Source organism: Microcoleus sp. PH2017_08_TRC_O_A (assembly GCF_020738665.1).
Classification (GTDB): Bacteria; Cyanobacteriota; Cyanobacteriia; order Cyanobacteriales; family Microcoleaceae; genus Microcoleus.
The window spans coordinates 1-17,148 of the sequence record NZ_JAEQCE010000126.1; the positions used below are offsets into that span (position 1 = coordinate 1).

A 17,148-nucleotide genomic window follows, 5' to 3' on the forward strand; every position below is an offset into this window, starting at 1 on the left:
AGGAAAGAGCGCCAAGATCGCAACTACGTACCTTTTGAGATTGCTATCCGCTCCGTCAGCAATACCGCCCCAAACTTATACCAATTATCTAAAATTGTGGAACACTCTTCAACCCCCCTAGCCCCCCCATGAATCAGGGGGGGTACAAGAATACTGTTGCATTCTTTTGAAAAATTGGTATTAAAATCAAATTAACGTATTAGGTACGTAGTTGCGCTTTAGCGCTCTTTATAATATTAGGAAAGAGCGCATTGCTGAATTTAAGTATGAATTGAAATGTAGAGACGTAGCATTGTTACGTCTTTACAGAGGTTTCAGTATCATAGGAAATAATTTTCCTACATCAAATCAGCAACGCCGGAAAGAGCGCTGAAGCGCAACTACGTACCTTAGCCGGGTGCATCTCATTTTTGAAAATATACTCGTAGGGGCGAAGCATTTCGGCAGTAAATCTCTGATTCTCACTGATAAATTATGTGCCGAAATGCTTCGCCCTTGCCAAAACCAGATGCACCCTATAGCAATCCTAAATCCATCAAGCGAACACACACTCTTTTCTTATCTTCCTACCCTTCGGGAACGGCTTCGCCGAACGCGAACTTCGCGCCTTCGCGGTTCGTTGAACAAATCTGGTTCACAAATGATTTAGACTTGCTATAAAACAAGCTTCCCAATTACCAATTACCAATTACCAATTCTCAATTCCCCAAAGTTTCAATTGTTAGTTGTTGGGCCGCCGGGAGAAGGCATGGATTGAATCGGTGTCGGAGGCCAATTAGAGCGACTTCTGCTGAGAGTAGCCGACACCAAAGCATAGCCCAAAACAGCAGGAAGGACGATCGCACTCAAAAACACGATCGCCACTGCCCATGTCATCGCATTGGACATCGGGCCGTAATGACTGCGGTAAGGGTCAAACGTTGGTAAATTAGACCTCGGGGCATCCCTCAGCGCGATCGGACGTTTGAACCGCACCCGCCTGTCATCGAGCTTTTCGAGCAAAACCCAGCCAACTTCCGCCTCTTCCCGACACAGCTTGTGAAAAATCGCCGGATTGCGAAATAAATCGCTGCTAGCCCGGACAATCTTGTACTCCCAAACTGTCAAATCATCAGGATTGCGATCGGATTTTGGATTGCCATTTGCGATCGCATTTTCAGGCGCAGTCAAATTATCTTCTTGAGATTCGTACCGAGTCAAAACTTCCTCCTCCTCATCACATTTTTGCCCCGCAGCCAATTGCTCGCGGCTCACCAAGACACCCAGAATCCCAGCCTCCAAGCCGAGACTACCAACCATCAAACTCCAAACCAGAATTTCAGTCATAAAAGGAGTTATAAAGTTAAAAATTAAAACTAAAAAGACTCGCTTTTAACTTTCAATCTTTAATTTTAAAATAGCCTTCCACCACACAATCTGCACCCACCGCGTGCCAAGAAACCCGCTCTAAAGTCAAAGCATCAGTCATTGCTGAAAAGCCCAAATCTCCCACAGGAGTTGGAGCACCTTGGCCGCCGACAATTTTAGGAGCAATAAAAGCCATAATTTTCTGCACTGCACCTTCAGCAATTGCCGAAGCCGCCAAAGTGCCACCGCACTCCCACAGTACAGACATAAAAGATCGATCGTACAAATAAGTCATCACATTAGTCGGTGTCAGCGGTGACAACTCCACAACTTCCACCCCTTTGGCAATCAAAAATTCCTGAAATTCCGGCTTAACCCCAGGCTCAGTCAGTACCAAAGTAGCCGCCGAGGAGGTTTCCCACAACCAAGCCGACTTCGGCAAATCCAGAGAGCGGCTCATCACCACCCGCAAGGGATTGTTTCTGTCAGGCTGGTGGCTTGTTAGTTTCGGATTATCTAGACGCACCGTATTTCCCCCAACAATCACCGCATCGCAGCCGGCACGCACCCGATGTACCTCGCTCCGAGCTTCCTCGCCTGTCACCCAAGCGCTGTGACCGGTAGTAGTAGCAATTTTACCGTCTAAAGTCATCGCATATTTCAAAATTCCGAAAGGCTGGCGGTACAAAATCCGGTGTACGAAAGCCTCGTTGAGTTTCTGACAAGCTTCCCCTTCCACTCCCGCCACCACTTCAATGCCAGCATCCCGCAATCGAGCCAGCCCAGTGCCAGCTACCAATGGATTTGGATCGACCATTCCAGCCACTACTTTTGCCACCTTAGCCTTAACTAAAGCTTCGGAACAGGGAGGAGTCCGACCGTAGTGGTTGCAGGGTTCCAGGTTCACGTAAACAGTCGCTCCGGCGGCAAGTTCCCCCGCTTCCCGGAGTGCAAACACTTCGGCGTGAGGTTGGCCGGCACCGGGATGGAACCCTTCGCCGACAATCTTACCGTCTCGGACAACTACGGAACCGACGAGGGGGTTGGGTGCGGTTTTGCCGAGGGCGCGGCGGGCCAATTCTATGCAGCGGCGCATCATGGCTCGATCGAACTCTTGAATTGTGCTATTGTCCAGTTGTTTTGTACCTTGCTGCTGTCGATTAGCTAAGTTGGCGATCGGTTTAGCGTCCGCCTCAAAAGTTTCCATGAGATTTTGCTCTGATATCTAACCTAAGTTTAGTAAGTTTGATGCTAATTTTTGCGAACGGGCGGCGATCGATTGTTGAGCCAAACTTTACGGTATCAGGATTGAAAGGCGATTAAAATGGCGATCGACCCCACACGCCCAAACAAATAGCTGTGAACTACCCAACGCTGACCTTCGGTACAGCGTGGGCTTCTGACTTCATTGGGGATTGCGTCAGCTTAGACTTACGTCCCAGCTTCGGACTCACATCCCCTCCATCAGCAGCAGTCCTGGTTCCCAAGACCGATAGCATTCTGATTCCTTCTGCTCTGATATTTATTGAGGCGTTTCCGTCCCTATCGTGATGAGTACCGCAACTAGGACAAGTCCATGTCCTAACGTCTAATGGCATTTCATTCACCTGATAGTGGCAATTTGAACAGAGTTTCGAGCTAGGAAACCATCGGTCAATCTCTACCAACACTTTACCTTCACGGTCTAGTTTGTACTGCAAGAAATTGACAAACATCCCCCAACCTACATCAGAAATTGCTTTAGCTAGTTTGTGGTTGCGAACCATGCCCTTAACGTGAAGGTTTTCGACTACGATGACTTGGTTGTCGTCAACAAGCTTTCTGGATAGCTTATGCAAGTAGTCTTGACGGACATTGCTGATTCGTTCGTGAACCCTAGCAACCAGTTTCCTGGCTCGATCTCTCGACCTGCTTCCTTTCTCCTTTCTGGCTAGTTTTTGCTGTTTTCTTTTCAGGTTGCGTTCATGTTTTGCTAAATGCTTAGGATTCGGGTATTTGGATGTCTTGATACCATCATTGACAACAGCAAAATCTTTCAATCCCAAGTCAATTCCTGCAACTTTTCCATCGGTGTGAGCAACTAATTTGTCTCCTTCGAGTTCTGTCAGCACAGAGGCATAGTATTTTCCTGAAGGGGTCATGCTGACTGTTACAGTTTTGATAATTCCTTCAATCGGTCGATGTAACTTGACTTTAACAATGCCGACACGACCAGGAAACTTGAGGAAACCATCAACAATTTTGACTGACTGCGGATACTGGATTGATTGCCTATTTTTCTTGGCTTTGAATCTAGGGTATTTAGCTCTCGACTCAAAAAAGTTCTTGTAAGCAGTTACCAATTTGAGCGTAGTCGCTTGCAAAACTTGAGAGTAACACTCCGACAACCATTGTGTTTCTTCTTGTTTTTTGAGATTTGGTAGGAGTTTGTTCAACGCAATTTGAGTCAAGCCTTTACCCGTGGCTTTGTAGGTTTCAATGCACAAGTTGAGTGCATGATTCCACCACCAGCGAGAGCATCCAAAGTGCTGAGATAGTATCTCTTGTTGTTCAGTTGTCGGATACAGTCTGACTTTGACGGCTTGATGCTGCATTGTTTTTACCTCTCTTTAGCATTATATACATTCTTGATAAAATTAGTCCATCTAGCTGGCAAATTTTACCGGGATTGACCGGATAAAATTTGCTTGGGGGAGTCCATGTATCCCAACGCTGACCCAACGGGTACAGCGTGGGACTTATCGCTCCCCCAAACCCCCTCAAAAGTTAAAAAACCATAGCAGGCGCTTAACAAAAAACCATGAGTCAGGACATGAAGCGGGAATTTGCCAGCCGCGACGAATTAATAGCCTACGTGCGCGAACAATTCCCCCAAACCACCGCCCGGGATAGCAACGTACCCCCAACCACAGGCGGGCGCCAAGCAGCCGAGACATTGCTGCAACAAGTCGATCCCAGCAAATACTCCTCAACCCGTAACTTTCTCAACGGTGCAGTAACGCGATTGTCGCCCTATTTGCGCTACGGCGTTTTGAGTCTTGCCGAAGTCCGAGATGCCGTACTAGCCAAGGTGCAGCATTCAGAAGATGCCGTGAAACTTGTCAACGAGTTGGGTTGGCGGGATTATTGGCAGCGGCTGTACGCCGAATTGGGCAAAAAGATTTGGGAAGACCGGGAACCATACAAAACTGGTTACACTAGCAAAGATTACAGCGAAACTCTGCCGCAGGATGTCGTCGAGGGCACGACTGGTTTAGTGTGCATCGACAGCTTCAGCCGCGAGTTGCGGGAAACTGGTTATTTGCACAACCACCAGCGGATGTGGATGGCTAGTTATTTGGTACACTGGCGCCGCGTGCGCTGGCAAGCTGGAGCTCGCTGGTTTTTGCAACATTTGCTAGATGGAGATCCGGCAAGCAACAATCTTTCTTGGCAGTGGGTAGCGAGCACTTTTAGTCACAAGGCTTATTTTTTTAATCGGGAAAATCTGGAACGTTACACTAAGTCAGTTTATTGTCGCGATTGTCCTCTGTACGGACAATGCGATTTTGAGGGAACTTACGAATATTTGGAGAGCAAGTTGTTTCCCAATGGCGAAAAGGTCGATCGCACGGGCGGTTCTCAAAGTTGGCAACGCCCTCAGAAAAAAAGGAAAAATTAAGTCAGTTGACAGTTGACAGTTGACAGTTGACAGTTGACATTAGGAAGAGGGAAGAAGTAATAAAAATAATTCAACTTTTTTACATTCCCAATTCCCAATTCCCAATTCCCAATTCCCAATTCCCAATTCCCAATTCCCAATTCCCAATTCCCAATTCCCAATTCCCAATTCCCAATTCCCCTGCACGGCGACTGCTTGAGTCCACAAGGCCCAGCTTTCCAAGCTCACCCAGAAGCACAAGCAATCTGGGTTTGGGACGATGCACTGATCGATGAATGGCAGTTAAGTCTCAAGCGAATGGTGTTTATTTATGAATGTTTACTAGAGTTGCCGGTAGTTATTCGGCGCGGCGATGTCGCTGCCGAAGTTATCGCTTTTGCTAAAGAATCCGGTGCGAATCAAATCGTTACAGCGGAAAGTCCCAGCCCTCGGTTTGAGGATATTTGCCGGGAAATTAGGAGGGAGTTTCCAGTAGAAGTTTTGCCACCCGAACCTTTTGTCCGCTACGATGGCTACATTGATTTGAAGCGTTTTTCCCGCTATTGGCGCGTTGCCGAAAAATATGTTTTTTAATTGGGGAATTGGGCATCGGGCATCGGGCATCGGGCATCGGGCATCGATCCGAAGAGAATTTGTAGCAACTAACTAATGACTAATGACTGCTGACTGTCAACTGTCAACTGTCAACTGTCAACTGTTAACTGTCAACTGTCAACTGTCAACTGTCAACTGACTTCAAGTCTCCTTCAAACGCTGCAACAGCCATTCAAATCTAGATTGAGCCAAATCAGGATTTTCGACATTTTGCCCGATCGCGCGATCGTCGTGGGGGTCTTGATATATTAAATAATCAGTATCTTCGCCGAAGCGTTTGACTGTACCCCGCAGTCTCGACGACAGAAATTTAGTAATCGCCCGATAAAATCGCAGGGAAAACAGCACGTCTTGCTCTAGTTTTTCAGTTAGCAGCCGCCTCGGAATTGACAGGATGAGGCATTCATCAATTGCCGTGACGCTAGCAGAAGGAAGCCTCCCGTCTACAAAAGACATTTCGCCCAACACTTCGCCGCAGATGATTTTTCCAATTTCTTTGTCGCCCAAAGATGATACAGCAACGCTCAAAGTTCCATCCAGAACTATGTACAGTGCGTCTAAGGGTTGACCTTCGACGATGAGAGTGGTGCCGGGGGGGACTGTGGTGCGGCTGCCGTTGGCGAGCATCCAATCGATGTCGCGATCGCTCAATTCGCCTAATATAACTAGAACTTTGCTCATAAAGTCAGGTTGAGAACAGATACTTTTTATTTTTTACTTGTTTAGTTGCGTGCTGTTAGGTCGTCAGATACTGAGCGATCGCGAAGGCTAAACTTTACTAAGACATTGAATTTTCCACAATAATGAATAATATCTAATAATTTTGACACGATCGAGCTACGACTGTTTGTAGGATCAATGATATTCTACATGACTTGTCCGGGACTGTGCAGGAGCCGATCGCCCTCGCCCAACTGCCCCAATTTAGACCCCCGAATTCCCTAAACAGTAAACAGTTGTCAAACCTTGCTGGATATTCGTTTCGAGCCGGTGCGCCCTCACGCAGCCGGATTTTTCCACTGTGGTGGCGGGCGGGTGCAGCGCCCTCATGTACAGCATTGTAGAATGCTCTGCGCGCGCGATCGACTTCCAGCTCCGGTGATTCAAGAAGCTGCAAGTAAATCTAAAATCTAAAATCTAAAATCTAAAATCGACTGACTGACTGATGAAGCTCGTGGTTTCGAGGTTGTTTGCAGTTGCTTTTTTTGAGCAAAAGTGGTATAAGCACCATCAAGAGTGAACTCTCCCCTAGGATTGATTTTTAGATCGTCGAACTGTAAATTAAAATTAGTCGATCGACTAGCCTTCGGTTCTTGAATCTAATCAGCAGAGAGAGTTGACTCTAAGAGGGTTAAGTGCCAATCTAGGAACAACACAACTCATATTTGTGTCATTTTTCAGCAAAGGTCTCGACTAGAGCCCTCAAACACTTACCAGAAAGTTGGGTCTAAAGCCCCGTCCTTTTAGCACGGATTTAATTATCTAAATTTCTTGTTCAAGATGGTATAGTAGAGTAATACTACAGGTAGAATAACCGCCGATACACATGAGACACCAAGCTCAAACGACTGGTCGGGAAATAATAATAGTTAGTGGGTGGCGAACACCACGAAAAACATAGCTAGGGTAACTAACGTAACCCAGACCAGAAAACTAAAATCTTGAAGATTAAACGTACCGTGGGGCACACGGAAGAGAGGAGACTCTCGCTTCGCTTGGGGAGATAAGCCCTCTGGGATTGCTCTTTCTTAGGCTCAAAACACAGGTTCTATCGAACGGGTTTTTGGTTTAAGTATTGCCGAAAGGATGGACAATTTTAAGGTATGTCTGTGAACCAAGAATCCCCGCGCGTTCACGCCAGGGAGTGTCAAACTTTTAACACACCATTCAATGAGGAGTGTCTTGTCACTAACCCCAGCTATCAAGGCATGGGGCTTGAAAGAGGAAGGTTTACCACCTTCTTGATTCAGGACTAAAACAGTGTCTAGCTTACGGGCTAAAAACCCAAACTGAACTATCTGGTGGTGGTACACCATTCATACGTTACTGGACGCCTCCCTAATCTGTAACCTCTGTGATAGTCAGTAGCGAAGGGAAATATACACATGGGCTTATCGCCACTTGTTATGCGATCGCGAACAAACAATGTCAGTCGGTAATTGTCAGGCGCGAAAGTGTTCGAGGCAAAAGCACCCGGCATTTAGTAGTTCGCCCGGCGGTAGATAGATTAGGGGTCGGTAATTCCACCCCTAACACCAACCTAAAACTAAAATGTAAAGCCGTCCTAAAAGGACGGGGTTTCAAACCCATTTTTCTGATGAATAGTCTATTTTCCAAGTCTACTTTTGCGTTAATAAATCTTGCAGCTTTAGCAGTTTGTTGCACTACCATGTCAGCGAAAGCTGAAACCGGCAACTTGCCCGATATCGCTACAACCGCAAATGCGGCAACTCAAAATATTGACCAAATTTCCTCGCGGGCGGCAACTTCAGCAGTGAAAGCTGATGCCGAAATAACAGCTAGCAATACAAAAATTGATTCTATCAGTTCGATCGAACTAACACCAGCAGCAGAGCCAGCAGCCTCCGCACCGGCAGTCAACTCGGAAGCATCTGCGGCAGCACCGGCAGAATCCACAGCAGCAACATCGGAAATTGCTGTCCCAGCAACTGAGCAAAATACACCTACATCCATTGCTGCTGAAACCGAAAAATCGGCAGAAACAGCGAAAATTGCTGAGAATAGCGTTGAAATTCAGCAAAAATCCCAGATTGTGGCCGATCGACCTAATTCAGAACTGACAGCATCCAAGGAAGAAAAAGAAGTCAAAACAACACAAGAAGTGTTGAGCAACCCTGTCAGCACTTCCGCCTCAGCCCTGACGAACCAACCGAAAGTTGCCCAGAATCCCGCAACAGCCTCAGACAAACCTCAGATATTGGCTCAACCGGGCGGTACAACCGTCAAACCGGGCAGAGCTACCCGTTCAGGGCCCAGCTACATTGGTATTGGCGGTAACATCGGTTTTGGCGGAGATTCAGCCCTAGGCGACACTTCTTTTGCGATTCTTAGCAAAATTGGTTTGACGAACAATTTCTCGGTGAGACCGAGTGTTTTGTTCCGCGACAATCTAACTGTTCTAGTTCCAGTCACCTACGATTTTGTATCCCGAGAGGCCGTCGAAGTCAGCGATGATTTTGTGATTACCGCTGCTCCTTATTTAGGTGCTGGCGTAGCATTTTCTACCGGCGATGACGGTAATTTTGGCTTCCTGATTTCGGGAGGTATAGATGTGCCACTGTCGAGCAATTTTACAGCCACAGCAGGACTGAATATTGGTTTTCTCGACGGAACTGACGTGGGATTGTTACTAGGTGTTGGCTATACGTTCCCGAATATTGCCAGATAGTTTTGCTGTTTAAGCAAACGCATAACAATTAAATGAGCGCGGGGTTGGCTGTAGGAATACAGTCAACCTTTTTTGATGGTAGAAAATCTCAAGCAATCGAGGATATCGCAATTTGGAGGACACAGCAATAGCCTTTCTCTACCATCGGAGGACATGGCAATTTGGAGGACACTTAGTTGTATATAGCGGATCTAGCGAAAGATTCGCGGACGTTGTTGGGCTTGGGCCCTCTTAGTTTCAGTGGTTATATAGAACCAATTTGAGATCTTTAGGTGACAGGTGTCGCAGCTAATCTTTTAATCATCAGCCTAATAAAACACAGTTTAAGCTTGGCATTAGAACGTTTAAGTGTACGGTCAAAATTTTTGACTAAGCTTTTACACCTTTCCACCCAACCATTTGATCTTTCGATGACCCATCTAGCCACAACAGGCACAAATCCAGATTGCCATGAAAGCTTCTTTTTCGGCTTTTGATGGTTTGGCAGACAGTTCAAATTGAATCTTAGTCATAATTTCAGGGTAAATCGCTGACAGTGCTTGAGTCAGCTTGTCAGGGTGATAGCCGTTGTCTAACAAGATGGTCCTATATCGGCAAATCGGAAGGTTTAGATTTGAAGTAATCAATGTTATCAGGAAATTGGGTTTAAAACCCCGTCCTTTTAGGACGGCTTTAGTTGTAAACCTTTGTTACAATACCAGCCCATTTTGTGCTGAAAGATCTAGCATAAGGTAGGAGGCAAAGCCATGCTAGTTTTTGAGTTCAAAGCTTACGGAAAATCCAGTCAGATTGCAGCAGTAGATGAAGCGATTCGTACAGCACAATTTGTCCGCAATAGCTGTTTGCGCTATTGGATGGACAATAGAAAAATAGATAAGTACGACTTAAACAAATATTGTGCCGTGCTGGCTAAAAATTTCCCGTTTGCCGACGAACTTAACTCTCAAGCTAGACAAGCTAGTGCCGAAAGAGCCTGGTCTGCTATCTCCCGATTCTATGACAACTGTAAAAAAGGTCTGGTCGGGAAAAAAGGGTATCCCCAATTTCAGAAAAACTGTCGCTCAGTTGACTATAAATCAACTGGATGGAAACTTGCGGATGACAGGAAGTCAATCAAATTTACCGACAAAAAAGGGATTGGTAAACTCAAATTAAAGGGAACACGGGATTTGCATTTCTATCAAATCACCCAAATCAAACGGGTAAGATTGGTAAAACGTGCAGACGGCGTGTATGTCCAATTCTGTGTCGATGTCGATCGAAAGGAAAACACAGAGCCTTCTGGAAATACCATCGGATTAGACGTTGGTTTGAAGGAATATTACACCGATTCAAACGGTGTAATGGTTGAAAATCCTAAATTCCTCCGAAAAAGTGAGAAAGTTCTCAAACGTTCTGGTCGTCGTGTTTCTAGAAAAGTTAAGGGTTCAAAAAATAGAGGCAAAGCTAGACAGATTTTAGGGAAACGCCACCTCAAAATAAGTAGGCAACGCAGAGACCATGCAATCAAACTTGCAAGGTGCGTAGTTCAGTCTAACGACTTGATAGCTTACGAAGACTTGAGGATTAAAAATATGGTAAAAAATCATTGTCTGGCTAAGTCTATTAATGACGCATCTTGGTATCAGTTTCGGGTCTGCATTGAATACTTTGCTAAAGTATTTGAGAAAGTAACGGTGGCGGTAAATCCGCAGTATACTAGCCAAGAATGCTCTAGTTGCGGTGCAATTGTCAAGAAGACACTATCCACTAGAACTCATCTTTGTAAGTGCGGTTGTGTAATGGATAGAGATTTTAACGCAGCTAGAAATATCCTGAGTCGAGGATTGGGTACGGTAGGGCATACCGGAACCTTTGCGCTTGACGCAAGCAACGCTTTGGGAGAATCGACCTCTACTTTGGCTGGAGAAATCCTGTCTAAGCAAGTTGGCTCGTAGATTAAAGAATCCCCACGCCTTTAGGCTGGGGAGTGTCAAGTGTGAGCATTTCAATCAAACCTTGGTCGTCAGATACGCTAGCCGTATTTGCAGTGAGTAAAGAAGGGGAAGCCTAATATGTCCACTGCTAGATGTCTTTTGATGCCATTTGTGCATTTGTAAAAACAAAACCCTTTCGACTCAATACTGGCATAAAAGCGTGTTTTTCACCGCTTGAGAGTCAATCATGATCAGGGTTGTCCACTCTGGTTTTTTTTGACTTGTTCGCGTGCTTTCTGATGTAATTTGGTCATAATTTGATCGATAGCACCCTCTTCGCACAAATTCTGATAGTGCCAGAAAACAGTTGAATATGGTGGTAGATCTCTGGGCAAGTCAGCCCAATTACAACCGTTTTTGAGCTGATAAAATATGGCATTCAAGATTTGTCGCTTTGTCCACACCAGAGGTCTAGTTTTCTTTTTTTGGGGTAATAATGGCTCGATAATTTCCCACTATGAGTCTGTCAAATCGCTTGAATACCCCATTTTGCGCCCCAATTTACTTGAATTTACCTACTCTGCCTTGATTCTACGCGATCGCTAAAAAGATATCAAATGGATTCTATAACAATGTCTAAAATCTCTTTAAAGGACGATTTCGGCTGAAATACAGTACCCTTATCCACTTGACCAAAAACTAAACCGCTGATTTTTTCAAATACACCAGCTTGCTTGAGATGGGTTAAATACATTTGCCAATAGTAGCCGTTGGTTTCAATGTCGTCTTCTAAAAACAAAATTGCTCCGTTGGGAATTTCAGGAGCAAAAGCCGTACCTAATAGCCAGCACATCACAGCTAAATTACCTCCTACTAAAAGTCCAGACATACGTCCTGAACGGTAAACTTGGAATTCTTGGATTGGCTTTCGCGTGAACCCGGAAAACTCCTGGGAACTTGCTAGTGTTTTTTGAAATTGCCCAAACTCGGATAGCTGTGTATCTTCAGCAAAATGGCGCAAATTTAGACCATAAATGGTCGGGATGTTAGCCTTTTGCCAAAGATTCCAGCATAGAGTGGTAATGTCACTCATGCCAATAAAAGGTTTCGGATACCTAGGGCGTCGGTTCAGTATTAGGAGTTGACAAAAAAAACTGGAAATGATATGTGAATTGAAAAGCCTGTTAAATTCTCACAATCAGAAAGAAGTAAGAAACCTTATGCGCCCTCACTTATGGCATCCTCCAATTGAACTCTCAGCAACAGAAGCGTTGATTATCAAACGGATTAAACGAGCCAAGTTATTCACGTTTCTTCGACTGAACCGTTCATTCATATTTAATGATGAGTTTCAACAAGAACTTGCTACAATCTTTAAAGACAGCACAGTAGGTCAGGGTCCAGTTCCTCCTGCACAAATTGCTCTGGCAATTATTTTGCAAGCCTACTTAGGCATTTCTGATGATGAAGTAATTGAAGAAATGCTCATGGATCAACGTTGGCAGTTAGTTCTCGATTGTCTCAATTGTGAAACTCCCCCTTTTAGCAAAGCCACTTTGGTGAGATTCAGAAATCGCTTAATTAAAAAAGAACTAGACCAACGTTTAATTGACCGCACCGTAGAAATTGCCAAACAAAAAGGTGGATTTGGCTCATGTCAACTCAAAGCGGCTTTAGATTCTTCCCCGTTATGGGGAGCCGGTAAAGTCGAAGATACATATAATCTCTTGGGTCATGCTTTACGTAAGGCGGTGAGTATGATAGCTGCTGTGCAGGGGCGGGAGCCAGCAGAAATTGCCCTGGAAGCAGGTGCACCCATCCTTAATAGTTCCAGCTTAAAAACAGCCACATAACTTAAACTGGGATGACCCAGGAGAACGTCAAAATGCACTCTTAATTATCCTAAGTAGCTTAGATTCAGTGGAAGAATGGATGCAAAGCCAGTCTGATAGTGATGAATTTGAAGTAGTCCAAGAGACTCTGGATGTTGCCCGAGTGATTAAATCCCAAAATGTAACTTTCGACTCACAAGGCGTTCCGAGTTTAAGCAAAGGAGTAGCCTCATACCGTCGCATTTCTATTGAAGACCCAGATATGCGACATGGACGGAAAAGCAAGTCTAAGAAAATAGATGGATATAAACGCCACATCCTCAAAGATTTAGAGAGTGGTGTAGTTTGTGCGGTGGCGTTGACACGCGCCAATACTCCAGAATCTGCTGCTACAATTGACCTAGAACGTGACTTAAAATTTCAAAATATTCACCTAGCTGAGTTACATATTGATCGGGCTTATTTATCCAGTCATTGGGTGACACAACGGGATGATAAATTACAGATATTTTGCAAGGCGTGGCCGGTCAAAAATTCTGGACGGTTTGATAAAAATTCTTTTTTTCTTGACTGGGATACGCATTTAATTAGCTGTCCCAATCAGGTAAGTATCCCATTTGAACCCGGAAAGATTGTTCATTTTCCTCAGAATGAATGTGCAATTTGTCCTCACAGAGCTGGTTGCACGAATAGTAAAAGAGGACGGACTGTATCAATTCATCCTGATGAAGCCTTAATGCAAGAGTTGCGAGCGCGTCAATCCACTGCTATTGGTCGAATAGACTTAAGAAAACGTACTACAGTTGAACACTCTCTGGCTCATATTGGGCATTGGCAGGGGAACCGTGCTCGCTATATTGGACTGCGGAAAAATCTCTTCGATCTACGGCGAGTCGCTGTTGTCCATAATCTTCATGTCATTGCTCGAATGGATAAGGTTCGGCCAATTACACCAGGCATAGAGTCGAACTCATGCACTGGCTAATTTCATAAAGTCCTTTTTTTGTCAACTCCTAATACTGAACCGACGCCCTAGCTGGCGTGTTCGAGTGCAATACTAGCCACTCGATTCGACCGCAGTTCCGTTCCAGCGCTATCTTGGCGCAATGAGCAAACAGCGCTTTTCCTACTCCAAGTAAGCGATACTCCGGCAACACAAAAATATCTTCTAAATGTAAGGATGGTAAGGCTAAAAAAGTGGAATAGGTGTAGAATGTTACAGCATAACCAACTGGTTTACCATCAACTTCCGCTAACCACGTATTAAAAGATGCGGAGGGGTCAAAAGCCTGAAATTTCAGGCGAAGACGTGCTTCAGGATCAGGCCTTGGCAATGCTTGATTATCTGCTAAAGCGTTAATCAAGTAGCACAGGATTTCTCCATCTGATACCTCACCTCTGCGGACTTTTATGTCCAAAGTGTCTTTCATCCCTTATCTCCATACAGTTTGAGATTTCATGTCCTGACATTTGTGTTTCCAGAATAGGGCAATGCCAGATAGTAATCTACAGAAAAGAAATGCCATAGTTCAAAAATATGCAAATAAATTTGTGCGATCGGCAATTTTCGTAGTTGTCAACATCTTAGACAATCGGCGGAAGTTTATCTCTGAAGTTGAGGCTATTTTTTAGCTAAAATGTTCAAAATTATGTCTGCAAATTTCTGCAAATTGCTCGATAGTCGTTCAATTGAATAAGCAAGAGCGATCGAGCTAGCTGACGGCTAGAGACGATCGCGCTCCTGAACCGAAGGGCGATCGCAGTCGCTTGTCGGACAATGCAATAACAAAAGCGATCGAGGCTATTCTGGAACTGCCTGTGAGGTCTAGTGTCTCATTTTTGGAGGAATGTGGCCAGAAGCTTGCCTGCTGCTGCTTCAATTCAAGCAGTTATGTCTCAAAAGCTCTTAGATACAAACCACACTTTCACGCTCAGCACGAGGGCAAGCAATCGATACCAAATCCGGGCGATTCATGAAGGGTAGGGTAGGACGAGGAAGAATCAGGAAGAAGTACATAATCTTCTACCAGGAAGGGAGTAAGCTCGCGACGCACCCTACTTTTCGGCGATCGTTCTGGGGGTACGCTCCTCGGATTTGGTATGATACGCTGCTCAAACGCCAGTCCAGTAAAATAATTCTCAAAGAAAAAAGTTGTTTCAACGTTCGGCGATCGACGAAAAACGAGTTTAAACCCAATACTGCAAGTTCTGCTGGACTGATGCTCTAGCCGCTTGTTCGGAAACAATACTGCCTCCCCAACTCACAGCCACCTGCATAATTCTCGGCTGGCGGTGCCAATAAGTTAGTAGTACACTTTCAAAGTTCTTTCACAGCCTGTATGCTGAAATCGATCGCGCCGTTACTCAAGAGCCACCCAGCAACATCCCCGACATCGCACCGGCGAACGACCTGCGATGGCGTAGCTGCCTAGGCTGAGGCATCGCCCCGAACAAGGCCAGTCAAGTTTCAACTCAAAAATCCCGCATCAATTTTTCCTTATATTATTATTGGAGAATCGGCTAAGATGCCCAACCCTTTCAACCAGGAAAGTATTCCCAGACTTCCTGAACGTCGAGATAACGCCGAGAATTTTTTTACCTATCTCATGCTGACAAGCGGCAGCGGTCGTCCTGCTCTTTCTTGGCAAATTTATGCTGAACTAAAGCGCAACTTTGAGTTGTACAAAGAACGAAATCAGGTGCTTTCAGAGTTGTGCGCTCGGCCCGATGGAAGTCAACGTATAGCCGAATTTTGGAAGCAGATAGCGATTGGTGTGCCTTCGCATATCGCCCGAGAATGGGAACCAGAAAATAGGAAAATGCTAGCTTTAAAACATTTGGCTAGTTATTTTGAAAAACACTGCTACTACGCAGCTAACAGAGTACGAGCGCAGTCCAGTAATTGCTCTTGGGAAGATTATCTTTGCTACGCTCGCGTTTCTATTTACAATTATGACAATCTTTTGAAGTTGTTAAGGTCTTACAATACTGACCGTCAGGCTTCTTTAGATACATATATCCAGCAAACTTTGATAAGAGTTATCAACTCGGAATCAGATATCGGTAAGTTCTCGCCCTGGCGACTGCTAGATAAAAAAAGCGATCTAGAGCTTCGTGAAGCCCTCCAAAATGCCTATCGAGAACCTTACCTTTCTCAATTTATATTTGCGCGCAAATACTTTAAAAAAGTTTATTGCTTTAATAAGGTTAATAATCCCGCAATTCGTCAAAGAGGGCAAAAATGGCTGGAGGCTGACAGCGAAGACTTTCAGGAAGCAGCAGAGTGTTACAATGCAGAAAAGTCCCTGTCCTCAGCGCCGTATGAAGTCTCGGCGGGTGCAAACATTAGCGGAAAGCAAATGCAAGCTTGGATGAAAATCTGCATTAATGCGTTACAAAATTATCCCAATTTCATCAATTTTCCACTATCCTTAGGAGTGCTTCAGGAACAAGATACTGAGGAATTGTTTTATAAGTTAGAGATGGGAAACTCAAATACAGACGAAGTAAAAAATTCCCCTGCAAAAGTAAGCGAATTGAGTAACATGATTGACTCTGCTTTTGACGAACACATAGCAAATTTAAAACCCGATCAGCACAAAATTCTTTTATTTTATTACGGTTTTGGATTCAAGCAAAAGCAACTAGAACTTAAATTAAAACTGAATCAGTCCTCTATTTCCAGACGCCTCACTACTATTGAGCTAAAACTGTTAGAAGCTCTAGTAAAAGTATCCGCCCCCGAACGATGGGTTCCCCAGCAGGTAGTTACGTGGCTAGAGAGAAATTGCAGCGCTACCCTGCACTCAGAATTAATTCAAAAAGCCTTGGATCGAGCAATTAGAGAACTTGACTCTAAAGAGCAAGAAATTTTGCGCCTCCGATACGGTCAACAAGTAGCAGAAGAGAACATTGCCGATCGGCTTGGCATTAATTTGTTAGAGGTAGATGCCGCCATCTCTCAAGCTCAGCATAAATTACAAGCAAAATTGATAAAGGTGCTGAATGCTTGGCAGAAGAAGTGTGTCGGGCAGTGGCTAGCGAAGTTTTATCACGATCAAATTTTAGCTGCTAGTCGGACTCTGAATCTACCTCTAGAGGGCGAAGATACTTCTAAAAACATCGATCCGATCGTTCAACAATGCTTGCAAACTTTAACTGCATCTAAAAAAGGAGAATAAAACAATGTTTCAACCCAACCAATTACAGCCTTTCAACTTTCATAATTCTTACCGCTTGCAGTTGACAATTGACGAAGCTGACCTAGAAATTCCATGGCGCAAAGCTCAGCATCATTCTAATCCGATTTCGCGCTACAATGCTTATCTCAATGGTGTTTGTTTAAAAACATTCTTGAACTGGTTATCGGAATGGCTGGCAGAAGAAGCA

The 17,148-nt window shown here is 44.7% G+C and carries 16 protein-coding genes and 1 pseudogene; 9 read left to right on the forward strand and 8 right to left on the reverse strand.

Features of this window, described 5'->3' with window-relative positions; translation table 11 throughout:
• Nucleotides 1-714: 714 nt before the first annotated feature.
• The 3 genes from JGK22_RS30355 to JGK22_RS30365 form a co-directional block, all read right to left on the reverse strand.
• Complete coding sequence (locus JGK22_RS30355) at nt 715-1,326, reverse strand: hypothetical protein (protein WP_293193945.1); 612 nt, start codon at nt 1,324-1,326, stop codon at nt 715-717.
• A 52-nt stretch (nt 1,327-1,378) separates the two neighbouring features.
• The gene (gene ribD / locus JGK22_RS30360; protein WP_293179515.1) at nt 1,379-2,554 is read right to left on the reverse strand and encodes a bifunctional diaminohydroxyphosphoribosylaminopyrimidine deaminase/5-amino-6-(5-phosphoribosylamino)uracil reductase RibD; all 1,176 of its coding nucleotides are present in this window, start codon (nt 2,552-2,554) and stop codon (nt 1,379-1,381) included.
• A gap of 157 nt (nt 2,555-2,711) precedes the next feature.
• Nucleotides 2,712-3,941, reverse strand: a complete 1,230-nt coding sequence (locus tag JGK22_RS30365; protein ID WP_293179512.1) for an RNA-guided endonuclease TnpB family protein — start codon at nt 3,939-3,941, stop codon at nt 2,712-2,714.
• Between the two features lie 206 nt (nt 3,942-4,147).
• On the opposite strand from JGK22_RS30365, the gene JGK22_RS30370 reads away from it, so the two are divergent.
• A complete protein-coding gene (locus JGK22_RS30370; protein ID WP_293314372.1) occupies nt 4,148-5,008 on the forward strand; it encodes an FAD-binding domain-containing protein in 861 nt (286 codons plus the stop codon).
• 79 nt (nt 5,009-5,087) lie between these two features.
• Here the strand turns inward: JGK22_RS30370 and JGK22_RS30375 are convergent, their stop codons facing one another.
• Complete coding sequence (locus tag JGK22_RS30375) at nt 5,088-5,213, reverse strand: hypothetical protein (RefSeq protein ID WP_293314374.1); 126 nt, start codon at nt 5,211-5,213, stop codon at nt 5,088-5,090.
• Here JGK22_RS30375 and JGK22_RS30380 point away from each other — a divergent pair.
• Nucleotides 5,204-5,581 carry a hypothetical protein gene (locus JGK22_RS30380; RefSeq protein WP_293232614.1) on the forward strand — a complete coding sequence of 126 codons (378 nt, stop codon included), beginning with the start codon at nt 5,204-5,206 and terminating at the stop codon, nt 5,579-5,581. The two genes, JGK22_RS30375 and JGK22_RS30380, sit on opposite strands and share 10 nt — an antisense overlap.
• Nucleotides 5,582-5,743: 162 nt before the next feature.
• On the opposite strand, the gene JGK22_RS30385 is transcribed toward JGK22_RS30380, so the two are convergent.
• Nucleotides 5,744-6,283, reverse strand: a complete 540-nt coding sequence (locus tag JGK22_RS30385) for a cyclic nucleotide-binding domain-containing protein (RefSeq protein ID WP_293182970.1) — start codon at nt 6,281-6,283, stop codon at nt 5,744-5,746.
• Nucleotides 6,284-6,568: 285 nt separating this feature from the next.
• Between JGK22_RS30385 and JGK22_RS30390 the strand changes: the two genes are divergently transcribed.
• The 3 genes from JGK22_RS30390 (at nt 6,569) to JGK22_RS30405 (ending at nt 10,948) form a co-directional block, all read left to right on the forward strand.
• Complete coding sequence (locus JGK22_RS30390; protein WP_293197277.1) at nt 6,569-6,736, forward strand: hypothetical protein; 168 nt, start codon at nt 6,569-6,571, stop codon at nt 6,734-6,736.
• A 1,183-nt stretch (nt 6,737-7,919) separates the two neighbouring features.
• The gene (locus tag JGK22_RS30395; protein ID WP_293182972.1) at nt 7,920-9,011 is read left to right on the forward strand and encodes a hypothetical protein; all 1,092 of its coding nucleotides are present in this window, start codon (nt 7,920-7,922) and stop codon (nt 9,009-9,011) included.
• A 746-nt stretch (nt 9,012-9,757) separates the two neighbouring features.
• A complete protein-coding gene (locus tag JGK22_RS30405) occupies nt 9,758-10,948 on the forward strand; it encodes a transposase (RefSeq protein WP_293182974.1) in 1,191 nt (396 codons plus the stop codon).
• A gap of 230 nt (nt 10,949-11,178) precedes the next feature.
• Here JGK22_RS30405 and JGK22_RS33370 read toward each other — a convergent pair whose 3' ends face one another.
• Both JGK22_RS33370 and JGK22_RS30410 read right to left on the reverse strand, forming a co-directional pair.
• Nucleotides 11,179-11,436: a transposase gene (locus tag JGK22_RS33370; protein WP_363319269.1), complete on the reverse strand. Its 258-nt coding sequence runs from the start codon at nt 11,434-11,436 to the stop codon at nt 11,179-11,181.
• A gap of 104 nt (nt 11,437-11,540) precedes the next feature.
• A complete protein-coding gene (locus JGK22_RS30410) occupies nt 11,541-12,092 on the reverse strand; it encodes an LD-carboxypeptidase (RefSeq protein WP_363319271.1) in 552 nt (183 codons plus the stop codon).
• A 55-nt stretch (nt 12,093-12,147) separates the two neighbouring features.
• Between JGK22_RS30410 and JGK22_RS30415 the strand changes: the two are divergent.
• Nucleotides 12,148-13,744, forward strand: a pseudogene (locus JGK22_RS30415) (IS1182 family transposase).
• Between the two features lie 28 nt (nt 13,745-13,772).
• Here JGK22_RS30415 and JGK22_RS30420 read toward each other — a convergent pair.
• The gene (locus JGK22_RS30420) at nt 13,773-14,189 is read right to left on the reverse strand and encodes a GNAT family N-acetyltransferase (protein ID WP_293191355.1); all 417 of its coding nucleotides are present in this window, start codon (nt 14,187-14,189) and stop codon (nt 13,773-13,775) included.
• Between the two features lie 61 nt (nt 14,190-14,250).
• On the opposite strand from JGK22_RS30420, the gene JGK22_RS30425 reads away from it, so the two are divergent.
• The 3 genes from JGK22_RS30425 to JGK22_RS30435 all read left to right on the forward strand — a co-directional run.
• Nucleotides 14,251-14,391 (forward strand): hypothetical protein, encoded by a 141-nt coding sequence (locus tag JGK22_RS30425; RefSeq protein ID WP_293191353.1) that lies wholly within the window; start codon nt 14,251-14,253, stop codon nt 14,389-14,391.
• A gap of 893 nt (nt 14,392-15,284) precedes the next feature.
• Nucleotides 15,285-16,940: a hypothetical protein gene (locus JGK22_RS30430; protein WP_293182978.1), complete on the forward strand. Its 1,656-nt coding sequence runs from the start codon at nt 15,285-15,287 to the stop codon at nt 16,938-16,940.
• A gap of 4 nt (nt 16,941-16,944) precedes the next feature.
• A partial coding sequence (locus tag JGK22_RS30435) for a DUF1822 family protein (RefSeq protein WP_293314376.1) occupies nt 16,945-17,148 on the forward strand: 204 nt, incomplete at its 3' end.